Source organism: Flavihumibacter sp. CACIAM 22H1, assembly GCF_001601815.1.
Taxonomy (GTDB): domain Bacteria; phylum Bacteroidota; class Bacteroidia; order Chitinophagales; family Chitinophagaceae; genus Flavihumibacter.
This window is the reverse complement of record NZ_LUKG01000009.1, coordinates 7307-28582: the sequence shown is the minus strand read 5'-3', so window position 1 is coordinate 28582 and position 21276 is coordinate 7307. Positions and strand designations below refer to the sequence as shown.

Annotated in this window: 16 protein-coding genes and 1 pseudogene; 8 read left to right on the top strand and 9 right to left on the bottom strand. The window is 45.3% G+C overall.

All coding sequences use genetic code 11. The features are described from left to right. Window positions 1-17 precede the first annotated feature (17 nt). Genes A1D16_RS04610 through A1D16_RS04595 form a run of 4 tightly spaced genes read right to left on the bottom strand, consistent with a single transcriptional unit; the run spans window position 18 to window position 7380 of the window. The gene (locus A1D16_RS04610) at window positions 18-1154 is read right to left on the bottom strand and encodes a glycan-binding surface protein (protein ID WP_290708074.1); all 1137 of its coding nucleotides are present in this window, start codon (window positions 1152-1154) and stop codon (window positions 18-20) included. Window positions 1155-1180: 26 nt separating this feature from the next. Next, window positions 1181-2887 carry a RagB/SusD family nutrient uptake outer membrane protein gene (locus tag A1D16_RS04605; protein WP_290708073.1) on the bottom strand — a complete coding sequence of 569 codons (1707 nt, stop codon included), beginning with the start codon at window positions 2885-2887 and terminating at the stop codon, window positions 1181-1183. Window positions 2888-2920: 33 nt separating this feature from the next. Then, the gene (locus A1D16_RS04600; protein WP_290708072.1) at window positions 2921-6151 is read right to left on the bottom strand and encodes a TonB-dependent receptor; all 3231 of its coding nucleotides are present in this window, start codon (window positions 6149-6151) and stop codon (window positions 2921-2923) included. Between the two features lie 8 nt (window positions 6152-6159). Continuing rightward, window positions 6160-7380, bottom strand: coding sequence for an AGE family epimerase/isomerase (locus tag A1D16_RS04595; protein ID WP_290708071.1), 1221 nt, complete (start codon window positions 7378-7380; stop codon window positions 6160-6162). A 197-nt stretch (window positions 7381-7577) separates the two neighbouring features. On the opposite strand from A1D16_RS04595, the gene A1D16_RS04590 reads away from it, so the two are divergent. Beyond that, the gene (locus tag A1D16_RS04590) at window positions 7578-8807 is read left to right on the top strand and encodes an ROK family transcriptional regulator (protein WP_290708070.1); all 1230 of its coding nucleotides are present in this window, start codon (window positions 7578-7580) and stop codon (window positions 8805-8807) included. On the opposite strand, the gene A1D16_RS04585 is transcribed toward A1D16_RS04590, so the two are convergent. Together A1D16_RS04585 and A1D16_RS04580 are read right to left on the bottom strand one after the other, a co-directional pair. Continuing rightward, window positions 8801-9430: a hypothetical protein gene (locus A1D16_RS04585; RefSeq protein WP_290708069.1), complete on the bottom strand. Its 630-nt coding sequence runs from the start codon at window positions 9428-9430 to the stop codon at window positions 8801-8803. The two genes, A1D16_RS04590 and A1D16_RS04585, sit on opposite strands and share 7 nt — an antisense overlap. Next, complete coding sequence (locus A1D16_RS04580; RefSeq protein WP_290708067.1) at window positions 9417-9917, bottom strand: sigma-70 family RNA polymerase sigma factor; 501 nt, start codon at window positions 9915-9917, stop codon at window positions 9417-9419. The genes A1D16_RS04585 and A1D16_RS04580 overlap by 14 nt, the downstream gene beginning before the upstream one ends. Before the next feature lie 213 nt (window positions 9918-10130). On the opposite strand from A1D16_RS04580, the gene A1D16_RS04575 reads away from it, so the two are divergent. The 4 genes from A1D16_RS04575 to bla all read left to right on the top strand — a co-directional run bounded on the left by A1D16_RS04575 (window position 10131) and on the right by bla (window position 13765). Further along, window positions 10131-10502, top strand: a complete 372-nt coding sequence (locus tag A1D16_RS04575) for a DoxX family protein (RefSeq protein WP_290708066.1) — start codon at window positions 10131-10133, stop codon at window positions 10500-10502. Between the two features lie 19 nt (window positions 10503-10521). Beyond that, window positions 10522-11673: a serine hydrolase gene (locus A1D16_RS04570; protein WP_290708065.1), complete on the top strand. Its 1152-nt coding sequence runs from the start codon at window positions 10522-10524 to the stop codon at window positions 11671-11673. A 99-nt stretch (window positions 11674-11772) separates the two neighbouring features. Beyond that, window positions 11773-12633 (top strand): alpha/beta hydrolase, encoded by an 861-nt coding sequence (locus A1D16_RS04565; protein ID WP_290708063.1) that lies wholly within the window; start codon window positions 11773-11775, stop codon window positions 12631-12633. Beyond that, entirely contained in the window at window positions 12575-13765 is a 1191-nt protein-coding gene (bla, locus tag A1D16_RS04560) for a subclass B1 metallo-beta-lactamase (RefSeq protein WP_290708062.1), read from the top strand. The genes A1D16_RS04565 and bla overlap by 59 nt, the downstream gene beginning before the upstream one ends. Before the next feature lie 13 nt (window positions 13766-13778). Here bla and A1D16_RS04555 read toward each other — a convergent pair whose 3' ends face one another. Continuing rightward, a complete protein-coding gene (locus tag A1D16_RS04555; protein WP_290708060.1) occupies window positions 13779-14957 on the bottom strand; it encodes a hypothetical protein in 1179 nt (392 codons plus the stop codon). 82 nt (window positions 14958-15039) lie between these two features. Here A1D16_RS04555 and A1D16_RS04550 point away from each other — a divergent pair, with 82 nt between their 5' ends. Then, the gene (locus tag A1D16_RS04550) at window positions 15040-15858 is read left to right on the top strand and encodes an alpha/beta fold hydrolase (RefSeq protein WP_290708058.1); all 819 of its coding nucleotides are present in this window, start codon (window positions 15040-15042) and stop codon (window positions 15856-15858) included. An 11-nt stretch (window positions 15859-15869) separates the two neighbouring features. Beyond that, entirely contained in the window at window positions 15870-18986 is a 3117-nt protein-coding gene (locus A1D16_RS04545) for an AsmA family protein (RefSeq protein WP_290708057.1), read from the top strand. Here the strand turns inward: A1D16_RS04545 and A1D16_RS04540 are convergent. Continuing rightward, the gene (locus tag A1D16_RS04540; protein ID WP_290708056.1) at window positions 18961-19908 is read right to left on the bottom strand and encodes a hydrogen peroxide-inducible genes activator; all 948 of its coding nucleotides are present in this window, start codon (window positions 19906-19908) and stop codon (window positions 18961-18963) included. The genes A1D16_RS04545 and A1D16_RS04540 overlap by 26 nt on opposite strands. Before the next feature lie 191 nt (window positions 19909-20099). Between A1D16_RS04540 and A1D16_RS04535 the strand changes: the two genes are divergently transcribed. Next, window positions 20100-20795, top strand: a complete 696-nt coding sequence (locus tag A1D16_RS04535) for a copper resistance protein NlpE (protein ID WP_290708055.1) — start codon at window positions 20100-20102, stop codon at window positions 20793-20795. Here A1D16_RS04535 and A1D16_RS04530 read toward each other — a convergent pair. Continuing rightward, window positions 20796-21276 (bottom strand): annotated as a pseudogene (locus tag A1D16_RS04530) (LD-carboxypeptidase); the annotation flags it as partial. It lies immediately after the preceding gene.

Sequence of the window (21276 nt, the reverse complement as noted above, 5' to 3'; positions counted from 1 at the left end):
ATTAGAAAATTTATGAACTATTCACCTTTTTTGTAGATCCTGAAATTGTCAAAATACATAGCCACCTGTTCAACCGGAGAAAAATTTTCAACCCGGAAATTCAAGGAAAAGCTGGTAGACGTTCCGGTATTGCCCATCGGAATTATTTTTTCCAGGGGAATTGCAATTGTTTGCCAGCGCCCCAGGTTTTGGACGGTAAAAAAATCGCCGCCGATCGGGCTGGGGGCAACCGCCCAATAGTAATAGATAAAGAAATTGGTTTTACGTATAGGCAGCCCCATATTCAGCTCAAACTTCAACACATATTTTTCGGGATGCTGAATCATATCGAGCTGATAATCGTAACTGTTTTCCATCAGGTAAAACCAGCCTAATCCATTGGGGTATTTCTGTTGATCAACCTCAAACCGGATATAGTTACCGGATGTGGGCTTTGGTTCCGGACCGGCTCCTACCCATTGCTGTCCCGTTCCGCTTGTATAAGGGAAATCGCTGTCAAACGATGTTATCACATGATTTTTATCCTGGTAATAACCCGGACAAACAGCTTCCGCGTTGTATTTATTATTCCTCAATTTCACTTTTACATTGGGCTGCACAGTGGCCGGCACTTTGGCGGTGAGGTAATTATCTGTTGCAGCAATAACCGGCGATTCCATTTCTCCAAACAGCACTACAGAATTACTGGCATCCACCTCGTACAACTGAAGAAATTTGCCATAAATACGAATGGTATCTCCGGGCAGGGTATATTCATTGAACATGCCGGTCAGTTCCAGGTCGGGGCTGTTTACCTTAAAATTCAGAACAGACGCTCCTCCTTTTGTTGTGAGGTATAATTTATCCGTTATCTCTATTGGCAGTTTAACCGGTATCTGCAGGTAAACCACGCCGTTTTCTTCATAGATCTCTTCCAGGTCAACCAGTACATCATTGAGTTTTATTTCCATAATATTTGCCAGACTGGTGCCATGAATTGCAATCCAGTCGCCCATATTACCTTCATATATTAAACTGTCGGTTTTTTTGATGGTTGATACGGAAAGTATTTCAGGCACAGCAGGCTTTGCCTCGTCTTTTTTACAGGATGCTATCAGCACCAGTAACAGGAGCACTGAAAAGAAAGAGAGATGCGTTAGTATAGTCTTTTTCATTTCCTTAATGATTATGCGTTAAACAACTACCAGCCCGGATTATTCGATTCAATAAATGGATTGGTATTTACTTCGTCTGCAGGCAGGGGCATCAATAAATGCCGTTGTTCACGACGTTTTATAACACCATTTTCATCTGTACCACCAAGGGCGTTCATTGTCTGCAGATAAATACCCCAACGAAGCAGATCAAATCGGCGAATACCTTCTGCGGCAAACTCCTTTGCGCGTTCTTCCAGTATATACGACCGGAAAGATTCGGTTGTCCAGGGCTGGTTGGCCCCGATGGAAGATGCCAGTACCGATTTGTTGCGGGTATTTAATTTCTCCACCTGCTGAATAGCGTATGCTGAGGGCAGGCCATTTACTTCATTATCGGCTTCTGCATACAATAACAGTACTTCCGCATACCGGATAAAGGGAAAGTTGAAATCTGTACGGTTACCATCCAGGGCATTGGATACCTGGCGGAATTTCATAAGTTTTGAACCATATAAATGCGCGTCGTACCGCAGCTGGTCTGTTGGTTTATAACCATCCATACCAAGTCTTACTTTTACACTGTCCTTTGCAGGATAATAGGAATAATACAACGTACCGGTAGCTGCATCATAGGTGTAAGGCACCCGGTGCATAACACCCCAGGTAATTCGCTCATCGCCCTCATCAAACAACTGGTACCAGTGGTCTCTTTGCACATAGTATCCATTGAGCAGTGCGCCGGTGGGTGCATAATAACCGCAATAATCCGTAGCTACAAAATTGCTGAGTGTAGCATTTCCTGCAATGGTTTGAAGTGTAAAAATGAACTCTGCCCCATTTTTACTGGAAGGCGACCATAATTCCGCTTGTGATCCGTATAATTCAAACTGATTCGACTCAATCAGTTCTTTTGCTTTTTCCATACCCAGGCGATAGTATTCCTTAGAATCAAAGGATTCGTAACCAGCCACCTGGTTTTTGGCAAAATTCTGCTTCGACGGGTAGGGCACCAGCACCTTATTGTTTTCATCATCATAATAAAAAGCGAGTCCACCCATCACAGAGACCTGGCTACCGGTGGGCATGGAAGCTGAACCGATGGTGCAATAAACTTTTGCCAGCAAGGCTTTGGCAGCGCCACTGGAAGGATGTCCTTTCTGGTACTTGGCATCCTTTGTGGAATACATCGAGGTTTCTGCAATTTTGAGTTCCTCAATAATATGTTCGTATACTTCTTTAATGGAAGAGCGCGGCATATAAAGTGGAGCGCCTTCTGATACCGACACCTTATACAAGACCAGGTCTCCATAAAATTGAACCAGGTTGAAATAGGCCCATGCTTTCAGAAACTTCAACTCACCGATGGCATTGTTTTTTTCATCTTCAGGAATAGCCATCCTTGCCACCAGGCTGGAATGGTAGTTGGCCCGGTGGATAGATTGATAATAGGATTGATAAAAACTACGGCTTGAGCCGTTTTCATAGAAATTTCCGGCCCCCAGCTCTCCAAATGCCCAGGTTGGACCGGTTTGATAATCCACATCAAAATTTACAATATTGTGGTAATTACCCCATTCAAATGGAAAGCTAAGGGTATTATAGGCACCTGCTACCAACTCACGGTAATTACCCGTTTTTACCAGTTCTTCGCCCGATACAAAGGTATAAGCCTGCTCATCGAGCGTTTTTTTACAGGAAAAAAACAGGCTGGCAGTGATCAGTATAAAAAATAGTTTTGATAAATATTTCATCGTTATCCGAGTTTTAGCTGTTGATGGAACGCGTTAGAATGCCACTTGCAGGCCAAAGGTGAAGGTCTGTGCAGATGGATAGGAAGCCATATCCACCCCGCGGCGGGCAGGATCACTTCCAAATGCATTCACGTCCGGATCATACCACCTGTAATCGGTGAAGGTAACCAGGTTATTTGCAGACAGGGTGAAATTGAGCGAACTGATCTGGCGAATGGGACGATCCCAACGATACCCAACGGATACATTTCTCAACCGGAGATAAGAACCGTTTTCTATTAACCGGTCCGAAGCGCGAAGGCTACGTGTAAAAGTGATGTCGCCGCGGGGAAACTGTGCAGCCTGTTTGCTCTCAGGTGTCCATCGGTTATCCCATACAAACTGTGGCATATTGGTAGTAGACGCCATATCAAATGCCCGCAGGTTGGTGTTCAGGATATCATTTCCCTGGATACCCTGCAAAAAGAAACTAAAGCTCCACTTTTTGTAGGTAACTGTATTGGTCATACCATATACAAAATCGGGATTGGTATTTCCAATAATGGTTTTATCCCGGTCATCGATAATGCCATCTCTATTGATATCGCGGTATTTAACCTGCCCTACCATGCTTTTTATTTTCGCATCAGACTCATTGGTATAGGCAGGGTCTGCCCGCACTTCGGCTTCATTGTCATAAAATCCATTTTCCTGGTACCCATAAATTGTACCGATGGCGTAGCCGTTTCTACGAAGAAACATGCTTTCCAGACCCCAGACTACATCTGAGAACTGATCTGCATCGAGCCCACTTATTTTATTTCGGTTGAAGGAAATATTAGCATCCATTTTCCAGGTAAAATCAGGGCGCTGGATAATGCCGAAACTTCCTGCGATCTCCAATCCTTTATTTTCAACATTGCCATAATTGGTAGCAATGCTGGAGAAACCGGTACTGAGCGGAATAAAGGCATATTGCAACAGATCAGCGGTTTTCTTATGGTAATAATCAACAACGAAATTGATCCGGTTATTAAGAAATCCAAGGTCTAACCCGATATTGAATTGACGGGTTGTTTCCCATTTAAGATTGGGCGCCGCCGGTCCACCCCAACGATCTTCCGCGTAACCACTTTGAAGCGAGCCGTTGTAAGGATAGTTTTGCGCAGTCATTCTGGAGCGGGTAGCATAGGCACTTACACCCTGGTTACCGGTTTCGCCATAACCAGCCCTGATCTTCAGCTCATCAAAGAAATCCAGGTTTTTAATAAACGCTTCTTCCGTAAGTTTCCAGGCCAGGGCAACCGAATAAAAATCGGCCCAGCGGCCCTGTTTGGAAAGCCGGCTGGATCCATCTCTCCGGTAGTTAGCGGTAATCAGGTACCGATCGAAAAGCGAATAGTTAACCCGTCCCAGGAAAGACATCAGGGAACTTTTGCCTTTACTGGAGGAGTTGATGTTTTGCAGCAAGGCGGCTCCCATATCATTGTTCTCTGTAATATCGTTGGGAAAATTAGAGCCGCTCATAGTTTTTCCACCCCAGGTAACATTTTCATAAGTATAACCGGCTACGCCATCAATACGGTGATTAGCGGAAAGTTGTTTACTGAAATTAAGGGTAGATTGCAGCAGCACGCTTTGGTAATAATTATCAGACTGCATACCGTATCCATTAACAGGAGCAATTCCACCGCTGATAAACCGGTTATAATAAATATCGCGCTGATTATAACTGTACGCATACCCCAGGTCCTGCTTAAAGGTCAGGAAATCGGTCAGCTTTATCTTTGCAAAACTGGAGTTATACAGGTTCATAGAACCCAATACATTTTTTGCGGTACGTACATAGAGATAGGGATTAGATAAGCCATTGGAAAAATCTTCAGAAACACCGGAAGGCTCATCTGGATCAAATACGGTACGTGTAGGAGTAAATGCCAGTGCAGAAGGAATAATGCCATAGGTTTCAGAATTGGTACGGGCCATCCGGTTATCCGATTTGGAAGCGGTCAGGTAATTTCCGACACTGAACCAGTCGTTTATTTTACGATCTATATTGGAGCGGATATTATAGCGCTTAAAATATGAATTGCGAATAATACCCTGCTGATCCAGGGCTCCAATGGAAAACAGGTAGGTTCCTTTTTCATCACCACCTGAAATACTCAGGTTATAGTCCTGCGACAGAGCGGTTTGGAAAATCTGGTCTTGCCAGTTTGTTCCGTTGTTCATATACCCATCGCGATAATCCTGTGGACTGGGATTATAGGCGCTGTCAATAATTTTTTCCTGGCCGGTAACCGGATCTATTACCCTCGTATAAGCCCAGCGGCCTGGAATGGGAAAGGGCAGTACCGAATCGGCAACAAATTCACCGCCGTCGTAGAGATAGCGGTTACGGATCATTTCATTGCGGTATTCGGCGTAGGTAGCCGCATCCAGCACAGCAATTTTTCTTACTGCCCGGGATACGGTGGTAGTGGAACTGAATTCTACCCGGGTACGGTTTCTGCTACCTCCTTTTGTTGTGATCAGCACTACTCCATTGGCTCCGCGCGATCCATAAATGGCGGTTGCAGATGCATCTTTTAATACTTCTATAGACAAAACATCACGCGGGTTGATAAGATTCAGCGGGTTATTGGTTTGCTTGGTGGCAAAATCAGTACCAGGTGCTTCACCGGCATTGAAAGGAACCCCATCGATTACATAAAGAGGTTCCGTACTGGTAGAAAAGGAGTTGGCGCCTCTTATCTGAATATTGATGCCTGCGCCGGGTGCTCCATCTGCCTGACTAACTATTACCCCCGCTATTTTACCCTGTAGAGCCTGGTTGATACTGGTAGGGTTGGTTTTCATCAGCTCTTCGCCCTTTATAGAAGCTACGGCTCCTGTTACATCGCGTTTTTTTACCGTACCATATCCTACTGCCACCACTTCATCGAGCATTTTGGTAACAATTTCAAGCGATACATTAAGCGTGGTTTTGCCATTGAGGACAAGCTCTTTGGTTTCAAAACCAACGGAGGAAAAAATCAATACGGCCTGCATGGGATCAGTAACCGAAATTGAAAACCTGCCCAGTGAATCAGTAAGGGTTTGGGATTTGGCGCCTTTTTGCTGAATGGTAACACCAGGAGCGGGCGACCCGTTAGGTCCGGTTACCATACCCTTTACAAGCGATTGCGACTGAGCAGCTACCGCAAGCAGGGAAAAACAAAACAACAGCAGGGCGCCCCCCCTCCATTGTTTCCATTTGTTTGGAGCTTTTCTTCCGTTTTCCATAATTACAGTTAATAGGTATTTGTTTTGGTTGTTTCTTTTTTTGTACTAACAGTTTCCATCGACTTCCATATATTCAACAAGGCACGGGGTACATGAAAACAGCATTTCCATTTACCTCCTTTCAGGGGCAATAACACATCACCCTGCCTGTTAAGATAGGCGTACCATTCGCCATACTCGGTGTCTCTGAACCGATTCCAGGTATACTCATGCAGTTTTACAAACCAGTTGTAGCAACGGATATCATGGGTTAGTTCAAATCCTTTTGCCATTGCCACCAGGGATTCCAGGTGAACCCACCAAAGCTTCTGATCCCATTCCAGTTGCTGGGGCGGAAATCCTTTGCGGTCCATAAAATAAAATATACCGCCATACTGTTGATCCCACCCATATTCAATTTCCCGAAGGGCGATATCAACAGCTTTTTTAATCAGCGCTTCATCCTGCAGACGAACCCCCAGGTCCATGACAAACCACATGGCTTCGATGGCATGACCGGGATTTTGCAGGCGGCCTTCAAAACTGTCTACCAATGAACCATCCTGGGCAACATTTTCCTGGATCAGGCCCAGTTCCGGTTTATAAAACACTTCCATTACTTCATGAATAACTTCCGGTATAAATGCATCTACCCGATGCTTACCCAGGATATGTTCCATTTCAAGTGCGAGGTTTGACAGGATCATGGGCAGTGCAAATCCTTTTACCGGTCGGGTGCCCGGGTATTCTTTGCTGTAAATTCCTTTGGGATTGTTTTTTCTTTTAAGGATATTCTCGAAGGTTTGCAGGGCTACTTCGGCATACCCGTTGCCGGGCATTGATTTATCCAGGATACTTAATGCCATGGCTGCAAAACAATCGCTGAAAATACTATGTGGCTGGGTGAGGGGCTTTCCATCCCGTGTTAAGGAAAAAAACCAATTCCCCTGTTCATCTCTTCCATGCCGAAGAATAAAATCCATGCCCTGACGAGCCATTTCCAGCCATTCTTCCTTTGGTTCCACCTGTTGGTACATGGTGGCGAATGTCCAGACCTCTCTTGCCTGCAGCCACATAAACTTATCGGTATCATATACTGAGCCATCGCGGTTCAGGCAGTTGAAATAACCACCCAGTTCCGTATCGGGGCTATATTTCATCCAAAAGGGTAACACATTGGTAAGCAGTTCATTTTTATAAAGCGCGCTATAACCGCTTAGAGAATTAAATATTTCGTCTTTAAACCCCACATTAATTAATTTATTAAACGAATATAAGGGTTTTAACTAAAATATTTAATTAATAAACAAATAGATAATAATTATTTTATTTTTTGGTATTCCTAACCCTACTAACATAAAATATTTTTAGAAAATAATCCCTAAATTGCATTTTATTTTAATTTGAATTGAATACCAGGTCAAGACCGGGTCAGGAAAATAGCCGAATGAAAATTTCCAAACTTAGAGCACTTTTTACCGATGAAGAACAGGGTGGTGTTGCCTTTAAGCATCTAACCCGGAAGCGAGAAATCATTGGTTTATTGGATACACAGGAAGAATGCACCATTCCCGAAATAGCACAAAATCTCAATATCAGCATCCCTACAGCCACCAGCCTTGTTACTGAATTGCTGGAAGAAGGGATCATTGAAGACTGCGGTAAAATCGACTCCATTGCAGGCAGACCCGCCAATCATTATGGCTTGCTCAGCGATGCCTGTTATTTTTTAGGCATGGACGTGCGCGACAAGTATATTAATATAGGGTTGCTGGATTTCAAAAAGAACCTTACCCATACTGATATGGAGATTCCCTTTGAACTGGAAAATACCAGCCAAAGCCTGAACCGTCTTATTGAAATACTGCAGAACTTCCTGAATGGCCCCCAGGTTAAAGAAAAAAATATCTTTTCGATCTGTATCAACCTTACCGGCCGTATCAATACGACCAATGGCTATAGCTTCAGTTTTTTTCATTTTAGTGAAGAACCGCTGGCTTTATACATAGAAAATAAAGTAGGGATAAAAGTGTTCCTGGAAAACGATTCGCGCGCCATGGCTTATGGCGAATTTCATAAAGGGGTTGTAAAGAATGAAAAAAACGTATTGTTCATAAACATTGATACCGGTTTGGGCTTAGGCATTCTGATAGATGGGAAAGTTTATTATGGAAAATCCGGTTTTAGCGGAGAATTTGGCCATATTCCGCTCTTTGATAATGAAATAATTTGTCATTGTGGTAAAAAAGGCTGTCTCGAAACCGAAGCATCTGGCAGGGCACTGCTTAGAATGTTCAACCAAAAGATACAGGAAGGATCGGTTTCCAGTATTTTTTCCAGCGGCGGCAAACTGGAAACCATTACGATCCAGGATATCATAGAAGGTGCCAGGCAGGATGATGTTTTATGTATTGAACTTATTTCCAAAATCGGGTATAACCTGGGCAGAGGATTAGCCGTATTGATTAACCTGTATAATCCTGAACTGGTTATCCTGGGTGGTTCGCTCACAGCCACCGGCGATTATTTATACCTCACTACAAAAATTGCTCTCAACAAATACTCGCTCAGTCTTATCAACAGCGATTCTAAACTAAGTATTTCAAGACTAAAGGAGAAAGCAGGAATACTGGGGTCTGCACTGATAGCAAGAAACCGCACCCTTTCCTTTTATTGATCCAACCCGGATGGTTCCTCTTCTTCCAGTTGGCGTTCCACAGCCTGCAGTTCATGAATGATAGACTGCAGGCGATTGGTTTCTTTCCGGATGCTTTTTTTACCAAGGTAAAAATAAGCAAACAGGATCCAGGCAATTGTAACCAATACCACCAGTAGCACGGGCAAAAACGGGCGACCACTTAATATTTCTATGTAATAAATGCCCAATGCTATACTCAGCAATACCGTAAATACCGGCCCCTGAAAAGTAATTTGTTGCTGGCGGAGAGCATAATATTGTTCCCATTGCCGCAGATGCTCTGCCGGCGGAAGACTATCATCAATGGCCCGTATTTTTGTGTATGTATACAACATGTAGCCAGCCTGGAGCAGGCAAAGCAATACCACCATACCCATGGATAAATAGGTATACCAGAACCGGAAACCAAAATTCCCGAACACCATCATCCAGCTGATAAAGGCGGAAACTATTACCTGGCCGGCACCCCCCACTAACTGAGCATACTGTAACAGTTTTTTATTCCGTTTGGAAGTACTGCTCAATTCCTTCGGCCCGCTTACCCGCTTTACGAGCTCAGGTTTTTGCTGCCAGATTTTTTTCAGTGCTTCAAAGTCTTGCATATCGGTTATAGATTTCCGTTAATTGTTTTTTGATCCGATGAATTTTAACCCGCAGGTTATTTACGTTCATACCAATGATGGCCGCAATTTCTTCATAGGGTTTATCATCCAGCACCAACCCAATAATCAGTCGGTCGGCTTCCGGCAACCTGCTGATACAGGTATATAATAGTTGTATATCCTGCTCTTTTGTGCCAGGCTCTTCCGGTAAGGCACCCAGTATTTCTACCGCTACATCTACCAGGGGTGCCTTCTTTTTACGGAGATAGGTCAGACAGGTATTGACCGCAATCCGGTAAATCCAGGTACTCCAGGAGGCCTCCTGGCGAAACTTGTGCATGTTATTCCAAACCGATAGAAAAACTTCCTGCAACAGGTCTTCCGCCAGGCTCCGGTCGCCGGTATACCCCAGGCAAATCTTAAAAATGCCCGGAGAATACGACTGATAGAGATCGGTAAAAAGCTGTTCCTGATTCATATTATTCATTCGCCTTATTCACTCCTTTAAATCCATTAATCCCTCCCCCCTCCCTCCCTCCATTCTCCCTTCCTCCTCCCCTTAGACGCATCCCCTTGCTCCACATTACACATCCGCCGCTCTTTTTTTTCCCCTTTCTCAAATAACCCTTTTATTGGCGGATTCGGCCCTGATCTGAACAAGTTCGTTCAAGTAGTTTGCAATCCAATCAAAAAACATAGTATGAAAAAATGGACCGTCCTGTTTTGGATAAGCACTGGATTATTGTTTGTTTTTCAAGGGGTAATGCCCGCCCTTACCGGGCATACCGAAATGGCAAAAGAAGGTACCCGGCATCTGGGTTATCCAGACTATTTCGGCACCCTGCTTACCCTGGCTAAAATTGCTGGTGCCATTGTATTGATTTTGCCTATTACGCCACCTCGTTTAAAAGAATGGGCTTATGCCGGATTCTTCTTTGACTTCACTGCAGCTTTTATTAGTTTATGGGTGGTAGATGGCGCCGGCCCCTTACTACTAATGCCGCTTATCGTTTTAGCTGTGTGGCTGGTTTCCTACATCAGTTACCATCGTTTACTGGCTGCAAAAAAATAAAGCGGCGTATATTGCCGCAATGAGTGCATCGTATAAAAATTTTTGCTACCTGCTGCTCCTGGGCATTTTTATCGCAGGAAATGCCCTGGGGCAGCAAGCCTATTTTCCGGATACAACCTGGGAACGAAAAACGGCCCGGTCAGTTGGCATGAACCAGGTGTTGCTCGATAGCGCAGTAAAAATGGCCCAAACGGCCGAGATTGAGTTGGATAAGGACCTCCGCATCGCTTCTTATAAAACCTATCAGCGAGAGCCGGGTTATGAAATACTTGGCCCCATGAAAGAAAGAGGAAAACCTGCAGGGATGGTTGTGCGAAAAGGGTATATAGTGGCTTCCTGGGGCGATATCGAACGCGTTGATATGACGTTCAGTGTTACGAAAAGTTATTTGTCGACCATTGCCGGACTTGCCATTGACAAAGGATTGATAAAATCGGTAAAGGATAGGGTAGCGCAATATGTTTGGGAAGGCAGTTTTGACGGACCTCATAACAGTAAAATAACCTGGGAGCATTTATTAAATCAAAGCTCAGATTGGTCGGGCCAACTCTTTAATCAGTTCGACTGGGCCGATCGCCCACCGCGCGAGGGCACGATCGACGACTGGAAAAATCGCCCCCTTCATGAACCGGGAACGGTTTTTAAATACAATGATATACGGGTAAACCTGCTCGCCTATTCGTTGTTGCAGGTTTGGAGAAAACCACTGCCCCAGGTTTTAAAAGAAGAAATTCAGGATCCGATCGGCGCTTCCACTACCTGGCGTTGGTTCGGCTATAAAAATTCCTGGGTAACCATGGACGGATTACAGGTGCAATCTGTAAGTGGTGGGGGTCATTTTGGCGGAGGCCTCTTTATCCATGCAAAGGACCAGGCAAGGTATGGACTGCTTTTTCTGCGCAAAGGAAAATGGAAAAACAAGCAACTCCTATCAGAAGCCTGGATACGGGAAGCTATAGCGCCTTCTGTGCCCAACAAAACCTATGGATACCTGTGGTGGAACAACAGTGATCAATTACTGAAAAATGCTCCTCCATACTTGGTGTATGCAGCCGGGTACGGAGGAAATTATATCATCATCGATTATAAAAATGACCTGGTTGTCGTAACACGCTGGACGAATCAGCAGATTGGAGAAATCATGCGCCTTATCGTTGCGGCCTGTGAATAACTGCCTGCCATTTAAAATCCGACTTCACCGTTGCTGTAGTATATTGTGCCGGTTATTGTAAAGTATCAGAAATTACCGACCCTGAAAGATTAATCCACGATGAAAATCCAAGAAGGCATTCTTGACCGCAACGGCTTTGCACTTAGATACCGGATAGAAGGAACCGGAGACCCGCTACTTGTAATCGGCAGCAGTCTTTTTTACCAGCGCTGGTTCTCCCCCCTGCTCAGAAAAAACCTACAATTTATATTCCTGGATCATCGTGGCTTCTGCGAAGCCCCTGCAGCTGTACCAGCAACTAGCGAACCCTGTACGCTGGAAGAAATACTGGATGATATGGACGCGCTGCGCCGGCAATTAAACCTGGAAAAATGGTGGGTAGCCGGCCACAGCGGGCATGGTTATATGGCCCTGGAATATGCCAAGAAATTTAATGACCGGGTAATTGGTGTGGTACTGATTGCCATGGCCCCCTCCTTATCTACCGAAAATCATGCTATTGCAGAGCTGCATTTTGATACATTGGCTGAATCTGACCGCATACGGGCCTTTAAAAAAAACATGGAAGAATTACCGGCTTTGCTGGAAGCGGATCCCAGCCAGGCTTTTTTAGTATACAATCTTGCACTGACCCCCAAGAGCTGGAGAAATTACGAAACAGAAGTAAAAAGATTTTGGGAAGGTGTTTACATTAATATGCCCGTTATCGATCATTTATGGGGCATTGTATTCCGGGATATTGATATTACCAGCCACTTAGAGGATTTTTATACCCCAGTATGGCTTGCTTTGGGAAAATTTGATTTTGTGACCGGCCCCGGTGAACAATGGACTACAATCACCAAACATTTTCCCGATCTTACCATCGAATTATTTGAACACAGTGCACACAACCCTGCTTATGAAGAAGCTGAACTTTTTAATCAAAAACTACTTAACTGGATGGCAGTTTGCAAATAGTTGCCTGTTGGTATTGCTTAGCTTAACAGCCGCCGCACAAAACAGGTCCTATAAATCCGCTACGCTGGAACTGCAGCCCATCAATCCCAACCTGCTGGTGCATGTATCCTATATAAATACCGATAGCTGGGGAAAAGTTCCTTGCAATGGGCTGGTATATATCAGTAAGGATTCTGCCTTTATTTTTGACACCCCCACCAACGATACCAGCAGCCGGGAACTGATTCGGATTTTACAAAAAAAATGGAAACTCACCATCAAAGGGGTGGTCGTTACCCATTTTCATACCGACTGCCTGGGCGGACTAACCGCTTTTCACCAAGCTGGTATTCCCTCTTTCTCAAATGAAAAAACCATAGGTTTTGCAAAACAGGCCGGTTTTCCGCTGCCACAGCAAGGCTTTTCAGAAGAACTTGTAACGCATTTAAATGGCCAACCTATCATCCATCGGTTTTTCGGCGAAGGCCATACAAAGGATAACATCGTAAGTTATATCCCCGAATACAAGGCCTTGTTCGGAGGTTGTTTACTGAAAGAAAAAGGCGCAGGCTTTGGCTTTGTAGGAGATGCCAATATTACTGCCTGGTCTACTACCGTAAATGCTGTAAAAAAAACGTACCCCAACCTGCAGCATGTTATACCCGGACATGGAAAAATAGGCGATGCAGGTTTGCTCGATTATACGGCATCCCTTTTTAAAGTAGTAGATACCAAAAGCGGCGCCTACACCCCGCAAGCCAGCAATGAAGCACTCTACCAACAGATCCGGCAGCTCGACAGTGCTTTTTTTGATGCCTATAACCGGCGCGACCTCGAAGCAACGATGGCTTTTTTTTCCGCTGACCTTGAATTTTACCACGACCAGGGAGGCAAGGCCGATTTGGAACAAACCCGGACCGGCATGAAACGTTTTTTTGACAATAATGCCGAAAATGGTTTTAGAAGAGATCCCATTGAAGGAAGTTTTGAGATCTACGCCATACCAGGTTATGGTGCCATTCAAATGAACCTGCACCGGTTTTGCCATATCGAAAATAAAACACTCGATTGCGGCATCTTTAAAAATGTCCTCTTCTGGAAAAAAGAAGGAACAAGCTGGAAAATTGCCCGGGTAATGAGCCTGGGGCATTAATGATTCTGCCTGATCAGTTTCCCCCGGTTCTCACTGGCGCTGGCCGGGTAGCCGGACGAGTAGCAGGCTTTGCAGCAGGGGATGGACGGGTAGCGGGTTTTGTAGATGGCGACGGACGGGTAGACGGTGATGGACGAGTCGATGGCGACGGACGAGTCGACGGGGCAGGCCTGGTTACGGGTCTTTCCACGGCGGGCCTCGATGGTTTGGGCCGCGCAACAGATCCTGCATTTCCCGGAGCCGGCCTGGTCGGAACTGGTCTGGTTGGGGCAGGCCTCGTGGGGGCCGGTCGGTTAATACCGGGTTTCAGCACCGGGCGTTCCGGATGTTGGCGGGTATACATGGCCATACCGTCTTTTCGCAAATCGGGTCTTGAATAAGTAGTTCCATAATACCCCGATCTTCGTCTGTTAGTAACCGTTATAGACACCGTTCTCCTGTTACTATAGTAAAATACATTCCAGTGCGGATAATGGTGGTAGTAACTTCTCCTGTAAAAGCCATAATAATGGTGGTACCAGTTATAATGGTATCCATAGTACTGGTGCCAGTACCAGGGCCTCCAAGGACTCCACCAGGGCGGATAATACCCCCAATGCCAGGGCGAATGCCAAACTACATAAGTTGGCTGGTACATGTAAACAACCACCGGCCAGGTAGCAATTTCAGTACGCGGAACAGCACTGGCTACAATTACCTTATCGTCGATTTTTTGCGTTTTACCAGTATAACCAGGATTGGGCCGTTGGGAAGCATTGGCTTCTGTCATGTTTGGTTCAATAATATAATCCTTCCCATACAGGTTCTCATCCCCCGTTAACTGGATCTGCACCTCGCCGTTTTTAAGCTTTTCTACCGTAAACACAGCCAGATCCTGGGTTTCTTTACCATTAAGCGCTACCCGTAAAATAATTAGGTGCACATCCCCATCCACTTCATCTACAACCGATATATAATCAATTTTATCATCCCCATCCAGGTCGAGGTTATTGATCCGGTTATCTTCTTCATTGAGTTTTTTCTCAAAAGCCTCCAGTGTTTCCGATTCCTGGAAAATTTTCATCACGGAAAAAAGATTCAGGTTATCACCCGGTAAGCCCAGCTTGCCTTCCTCCGAAGCGCTTTGAGCATTGATTGAAACCGCCTTAATAAAAAAAAATAAAAAAAGAAGCAACTGCCTGCAGGCTTTCATATAATATAATTTACACATTCAAGTTAGCACTAATTTATTTACCGGCAATTGAAGCACGTACGGGCTTTCTTATTTTTGCAAGATGAAATGGATGCGGTGGTTAAAAATAGCGGTTATTCTCTATGCAGGAATCGGGATTGCGGTATATTATCTGCAGGACTACCTGCTCTTTCACCCCGAACCCCTTACCAAATCCAGTTCCTACCAGTTTGATCAGCCATTTAAAGAACTGAATATTCCGTTCGACAAGGAATCGAACCTTAACATAATTCGATTTTTGCCAGCAGCAGACAGCAGTTTCCCGGTTAAAGGGGCGGTTTTATATTTTCATGGAAACAAAAAAAACATCCGGCACTATGCTGCTTATGCCAGGCAATTTACCCAACGGGGGTATGAAGTATGGATGCCTGATTATCCGGGCTTTGGCAAAAGCACCGGTGAACTGACCGAAGAACGGATGCACGCGTATGCGCAGCAAACCTATAAACTGGCCCGGGCCAGTTTTGCAGCCGACAGCCTGGTGCTTTATGGAAAAAGTATGGGAACAGGCATTGCCGCCCGCCTGGCCAGCGAAACGGTGTCGCGATTGGTTATCCTGGAGACCCCCTACTACAGTATTCATTCGCTCTTTAGCCGCTACCTGCCTGTATATCCTGTAAGCCGCATGATTAAAATGGAATTACCCACCTACCGCTACCTACCGCTTATCAAAGCCCCTGTTTTAATAATGCAGGGAACCGATGACGGGGTTGTGCCGTATGACAATGCCATCCGATTAAAGCCGCTCTTAAAATCCACGGATAGGTTTATCCGCATTGAAGGAGGAAGCCATAATGATCTTACCAATTATGCCCTTTACCAGCATACCATGGATTCTGTATTTCAAACCAACCAACCTTAACCGCCCCTTTCATGCGTACCACCCTGCTTAAATGGCTGAAAAGAACCGGAATTATCCTTGGTAGTTTACTGCTGCTGCTTTTTCTACTTCCGCTGCTTTTTCCCGGAAAAATTGAATCCAGCATCAAACAATGGATAAACCAATCAGTGAATGCCCGGATTGAATTCAGGAAAGTGAAACTCAGTTTTTTTGAACAGTTTCCGACCCTGACACTGAGCCTGCATGATTTTACCCTCACCGGTGCCGCTCCGTTTGAGAAAGATACCCTAATGGCTGGCCAGTCGCTCAGCTTTGGCATAAATCTCCGTTCCCTGTTTCGTTCCGAGCTGGAGGTTGATCAATTTTTTATTAACAAGGCCCGCGTAAAGGTATTGGTAGACGAAAAGGGAAATGCCAATTATGCAATTTATAGAGGTGCAGAACAGGCAGACTCCACACTGCAACAGCCCTCGGGCGGTACGAGCCTGCAAATCAGGGGTATCTATTTTTCTGACTGTTCACTGTATTACCGCGACGCGTCCATACCAATGACCATTCAATCAGAGCGTTTTGATTACGAAGGAAAAGGTCTGCTCGACCAGGAAGAATTTGACCTCACGTCTTCCCTCCATACCGAAGCCCTGAGTTTTGAGTACGATGGCACCACCTACCTGAACCAACGCAGCATTGATGCAGAACTGATAACAGGCATCAATACCTATTCGCTTGCGTTCCGTTTTCAAAAAAACAATGTACTGATCAATCAATTACCAGTTGATTTTACCGGCACCCTTTTTTTTGTTCGGGATGGCTATGATATTGACCTGCGCGTAGTTTCGGGGACTACCGATTTTGCGAACGTGTTTTCCGTTTTTCCACCGGAATACGCTTCCTGGTTCAGAGATACCCGGTTTTCGGGGCAAAGCAGGGTTACCCTCGACCTGAAGGGCTCCTACCGGGCTAGTACCGGGGAAGCGCCCGATATGCATATTTCCTGCCGCGTAAAAGACGGCAGCCTGCAGCACAAAAAAGCACCGGAGCCCCTAAAGAACCTTCAGATAGCTGCTGATATCTATTTGCCAAAACTTAATACAGATAGTTTACTGATTCAATTAGACACCCTTTCATTTACCCTCCGGAAAGAACCTACTAGACTGAAATTAAAATGGTTGGGCATGCAGGCCCCGAACCTGGATGCCCTGGTGGATACACGAATGGACCTGGGTTTGCTGGACCAGGCAATCGGATTGCAAAGCGCCGACCTAAAGGGCTTGCTTTCCCTTTCTGCCAAGGTTCAGGGAGTTTATCAAACAGGTCAAAACCCTGCTAATATACGGCCGGACACCATCCTGCTATCGGTTCCTGCTTACCAGCTAAAAGCCTCCATCAAAAACGGATCCTTTCAATACGCTACACTTCCCCTCGCAATAAAAGATGTGCAGGCTGATATAGAATCTTCACTGGAAGGCAACCAGTGGAAGGATATCCGGTTCCGTATGCAATCCTTAAAAGCTACCCCAGGTACCGGCAACCTGGAAGGCCGGCTTGACCTGCAGGGATTAATGCCCGCCCGGATCGATGCCAACCTGCAGGCTAAACTCTTGTTACAGGAATTGGCACAGATCTTTCCCATGGATGGATATGCGTTTTCCGGAAACCTGCAGATGAACCTGGTGTCAAAGGGCACGTACCATCCTTCACAAAAACAATTCCCGGTTAGTACCGCAACTATTGACTGGGATAAGGGCTTCGTAAAGACCCCTTTTGCTACCGAAGCACTGCAGCAAATAAAGACCAAAGCCACCATCAGCAGTAAAACAGCGTCTTATAAAGATTTATCCATTTTAATTCAGCCACTTGATTTCGAATTTAACAAACGTCCATTTTCGCTGACAGCAGCATTGCAGAACCTCGACGATCTGCACTATGCAATAAAGGCAACAGGGAGTTTACAACTCGACAGTATATACCAAATGCTGGGTATAGCCGGGTATAAATTTGGTGGTGAACTTTCTATGCAGCTTGACCTCCAGGGTAAAGAATCCGATATACGGAACAAACGTTATCAACTGCTGAATAACAGGGGCTACCTGGAAGCATCCGGTATTCACTTACAAACCCGCGAATACCCGGCTCCTTTTTATTTGCCGCAGGCACGCCTTGAATTTAACCGCGAACATGCCTGGTTAAAAAATGCCCGCCTCCAATACAAGAACCAGGATTTTCAACTGAACGGAGACCTGCAGCAATTCATTGGCTATCTTTTAGGACAATCAGAGCTCGCAGGCAATTTATCAGTAACAGGAAACAAGCTGGTAGTAGACGATTTTATGGCCTTTGATACAAACCCCGCAACTGACTCTTCCGGTACGGAAGGAGTGGTTCTATTGCCTGCTGATATCCGTTTCCGCATAGCCGGAAAATTTGACACCCTTGTGTACGGTCAATCGGTTTTGCACCAGCTGAACACCCAGTTGGAACTTGAAAAAGGCAGGCTGCTCATAAACCCGTCAACCGCCCGGCTGGCCGGCGCAATGCTTAACATTACTGCCAGCTACGCGCCCGAAAACCCGGTTTCTGCCAGGTTTGAAGTAAAGCTGAAAGCCGATTCCTTTGATGTTCAGAAAGCTTACCAGGACCTGGCCATTTTCCGGGAAATGGCTCCTGGCGCTGCGTATGCCAAAGGAATTATTTCCGCTGATTATAGTTTAAACGGACGCCTGAATGAAAAAATGGAACCTGTTTATCCTTCCTTAAAAGGGAAAGGAAAACTGGTATTGGAACAGGTACAGGTAAAAGGGCTTCGCTTGTTCAGTGCCGTTAGCCGGGCCACAGGAAAAGACAGTATCAATAATCCAAACCTGAAAGCAGTTACCATTCAGTCCAGCATTCAGAACAACCTGCTGACCATAGAACGGACAAAAATGCGCATTTTTGGTTTTCGCCCCCGCCTGGAAGGACAGGTATCATTAGACGGTCGGCTGAATCTGCGATTTAGGTTAGGATTGCCGCCGCTTGGTATTTTGGGCATACCCATGACCATTACCGGTAATTCTGATAACCCGCTGGTAAAAATCAGGAAAGGCAAAGAAGAAGATGAACTGGAAGAAGTGCAGGACGAAACTAGCCCGGCTCCCCAACAGCAATAATATTCCGCGGTTTATTTTTTCGGATTTTATCCGGCAGATTATCTGTAATACAAGCTTTCAGCGCTTGTAATAATTTCTGCTTTACAAATGTTTTACTGGTTATCAGACTTACCTCCCGCATCGGAGAAGGAGATTTGAAATGCCGCAGTAACCGTTGCTGCGCCGCATTTAGGTCATAGGTAGCCAGCTCGGGCAGGATGGTAATTCCCCGGTTGGTTTCCACCATCTTTTTTAAAGTTTCCAAACTACCCGCTTCGTATTCAAACAATAAAAGGTCTTTATGGGCCTGCTGTAACTCGCATAAATTCAGCATCTGATCGCGGAAACAATGCCCCTCTTCCAATAACCAGAGTTCATGTACATCGATATCATTGGCCAATACATAGGTTTTTTTATAGGCTGCATTTTTTCTCGATACATAAGCTACCATTTCCTCGTAAAAAAGCGGGTGTTCATCCACGCCTTTGTTCTGAAGCGGGGTAACAGCCAGCGCCATATCAAGATGACCTTTTAGAACAGCTTCTAGCAGGTTGTCGGTAGTCATTTCCTTTACCTTCAATTGGAGTTCGGGGTATTTTTCCAGGAAGGAAGGCAGGAAAAGCGGTAGTAAATACGGCGCCAGCGTAGGAATGATGCCAAGCCGAAGCTCTCCATGGATCAGCCCTTGTTTTTCCTTGATAACATCCTCCAATACCTTTACTTCCCGCAGTACCTTGCGGGCATGTTCTAATACCAGTTCGCCCATCGGCGTTGGAACTACCGGCTGCCGGCTTCTGTCAAAAAACTTAAACCCCATTTCTTCTTCCAGCTTCTGTATCTGCATGCTAAGCGTGGGCTGGGTTACAAAACAATGAGTAGCAGCCGTAGCAAAATGCCGGTACTCATCCACGGCCAATATGTATTCAAGTTGGGTGAGGGTCATAAATAGATTTTATCTATTGAAATATAAAATTAATCAATCAGACTAATCAGATAAAATGTTTAAATTAATAGGAGAATATACCACCCTATCTGCCAGGGCTCGGTTTAGTCACTGGTTGGTAGTAAGCACGATAAAGCCACCCGTTTATGCGGGTGGCTTTTTTATGTATCTTGGGCCCAAAATCCCCGCTAATGCTTCGAAAACTGCTCATGGCTGCACTGGCAGCTGGTTGTTTTGCCTGCAATGATGGAATTGAAGTAACCACGGACATTACGGTACCGGAAACCAAAATAGCGGTATCACTGAATGAACTGGCCGGCTATTATACCGATACCCTTCCCTGCGCCAGCTGTGAAGGCATTCTGACCGGTTTATCCATTTTAACTGACAGCACTTTTTTTCTTACCGAGCAGTATTTAACAGAACAGTCTATTCCCTTTGGCAGGATGGGGACCTACCGCAGGGAAGGAGACAAACTGCTGTTGCAGGCAGATGCAGACAGTCTGCTCCGCTTTACCATTTTGGAAGACCGGCTTGTGCTCCTTGATAAAGACGGAACGGAGATCCTATCAGGGCTAGACTACAGCCTGAAACAGGCAACACCCCCGGCTAATCTTACAAGTATTCCTTTTATAGCAAGAGGTTTAATAAAAAATGAAAACAAATCAACGGCATTTACGCTCTGCGGTCAGCAGCAGGCATGGACAGTAGTCCAGGATCGTATGCTAAAAGACGCCGAAAGATTCCTGGTAAAACAGAAAGCCAAACTGGAAGATGGTGTTTTTGTACAGGCCATTATTGAATTAGCCCCTTTAGCAGATAGCAGTGCTACCGGGTACCAGGTGAAAATCAATAAAATAAATGAGCTGATCGAAAGCTGCCGTTAACTACCCGGTTTCTTCAAGTATCACCTTCGTTGTACCAACTTTCAGGCGGTATTTTGCCCCCACTTTTAAGGCAAAATTTTCTTTTTCATGACTAACAGGAAATCCATAACAAACCGGGTAGCTGACGTCCTTAAGTAGATCACGGATCAACTCTTCCACCGTTTGTCCGAATGGCCGTTCGGTATCCTTGTTATCAGTAAAGCCGCCCAAAACCAGTGCCGCCAGCCCATCCAGCATACCTGCGCGTTTTAACTGGTGAAACATACGATCGATCGAATACAACTGTTCCCCAACATCTTCGAGAAACAGGATTTTTTCGGTTGTTTTATAAGAAGAGCGCGTTCCTATGAGGTGCACTACCAGGCTTAGGTTACCACCTACCAACCGGCCTTCGGCAGTGCCTGGCTTATTGAAACTATGCGGAACGGCCTGGCAGCTCAATCGCTTACCTGTTAACGCCGAGCGAAGCGATAATACATAG

Bases quoted from the DNA above. Each gene is read 5' to 3' on its own strand.
- A1D16_RS04610 (WP_290708074.1), bottom strand. From the start codon at position 1,154: ATGAAAAAGACTATACTAACGCATCTCTCTTTCTTTTCAGTGCTCCTG.
- A1D16_RS04605 (WP_290708073.1), bottom strand. From the start codon at position 2,887: ATGAAATATTTATCAAAACTATTTTTTATACTGATCACTGCCAGCCTG.
- A1D16_RS04600 (WP_290708072.1), bottom strand. From the start codon at position 6,151: ATGGAAAACGGAAGAAAAGCTCCAAACAAATGGAAACAATGGAGGGGG.
- A1D16_RS04590 (WP_290708070.1), top strand. From the start codon at position 7,578: ATGAAAATTTCCAAACTTAGAGCACTTTTTACCGATGAAGAACAGGGT.
- A1D16_RS04585 (WP_290708069.1), bottom strand. From the start codon at position 9,430: ATGCAAGACTTTGAAGCACTGAAAAAAATCTGGCAGCAAAAACCTGAG.
- A1D16_RS04580 (WP_290708067.1), bottom strand. From the start codon at position 9,917: ATGAATAATATGAATCAGGAACAGCTTTTTACCGATCTCTATCAGTCG.
- A1D16_RS04575 (WP_290708066.1), top strand. From the start codon at position 10,131: ATGAAAAAATGGACCGTCCTGTTTTGGATAAGCACTGGATTATTGTTT.
- A1D16_RS04570 (WP_290708065.1), top strand. From the start codon at position 10,522: ATGAGTGCATCGTATAAAAATTTTTGCTACCTGCTGCTCCTGGGCATT.
- A1D16_RS04565 (WP_290708063.1), top strand. From the start codon at position 11,773: ATGAAAATCCAAGAAGGCATTCTTGACCGCAACGGCTTTGCACTTAGA.
- bla (WP_290708062.1), top strand. From the start codon at position 12,575: ATGAAGAAGCTGAACTTTTTAATCAAAAACTACTTAACTGGATGGCAG.
- A1D16_RS04555 (WP_290708060.1), bottom strand. From the start codon at position 14,957: ATGAAAGCCTGCAGGCAGTTGCTTCTTTTTTTATTTTTTTTTATTAAG.
- A1D16_RS04550 (WP_290708058.1), top strand. From the start codon at position 15,040: ATGAAATGGATGCGGTGGTTAAAAATAGCGGTTATTCTCTATGCAGGA.
- A1D16_RS04545 (WP_290708057.1), top strand. From the start codon at position 15,870: ATGCGTACCACCCTGCTTAAATGGCTGAAAAGAACCGGAATTATCCTT.
- A1D16_RS04540 (WP_290708056.1), bottom strand. From the start codon at position 19,908: ATGACCCTCACCCAACTTGAATACATATTGGCCGTGGATGAGTACCGG.
- A1D16_RS04535 (WP_290708055.1), top strand. From the start codon at position 20,100: ATGCTTCGAAAACTGCTCATGGCTGCACTGGCAGCTGGTTGTTTTGCC.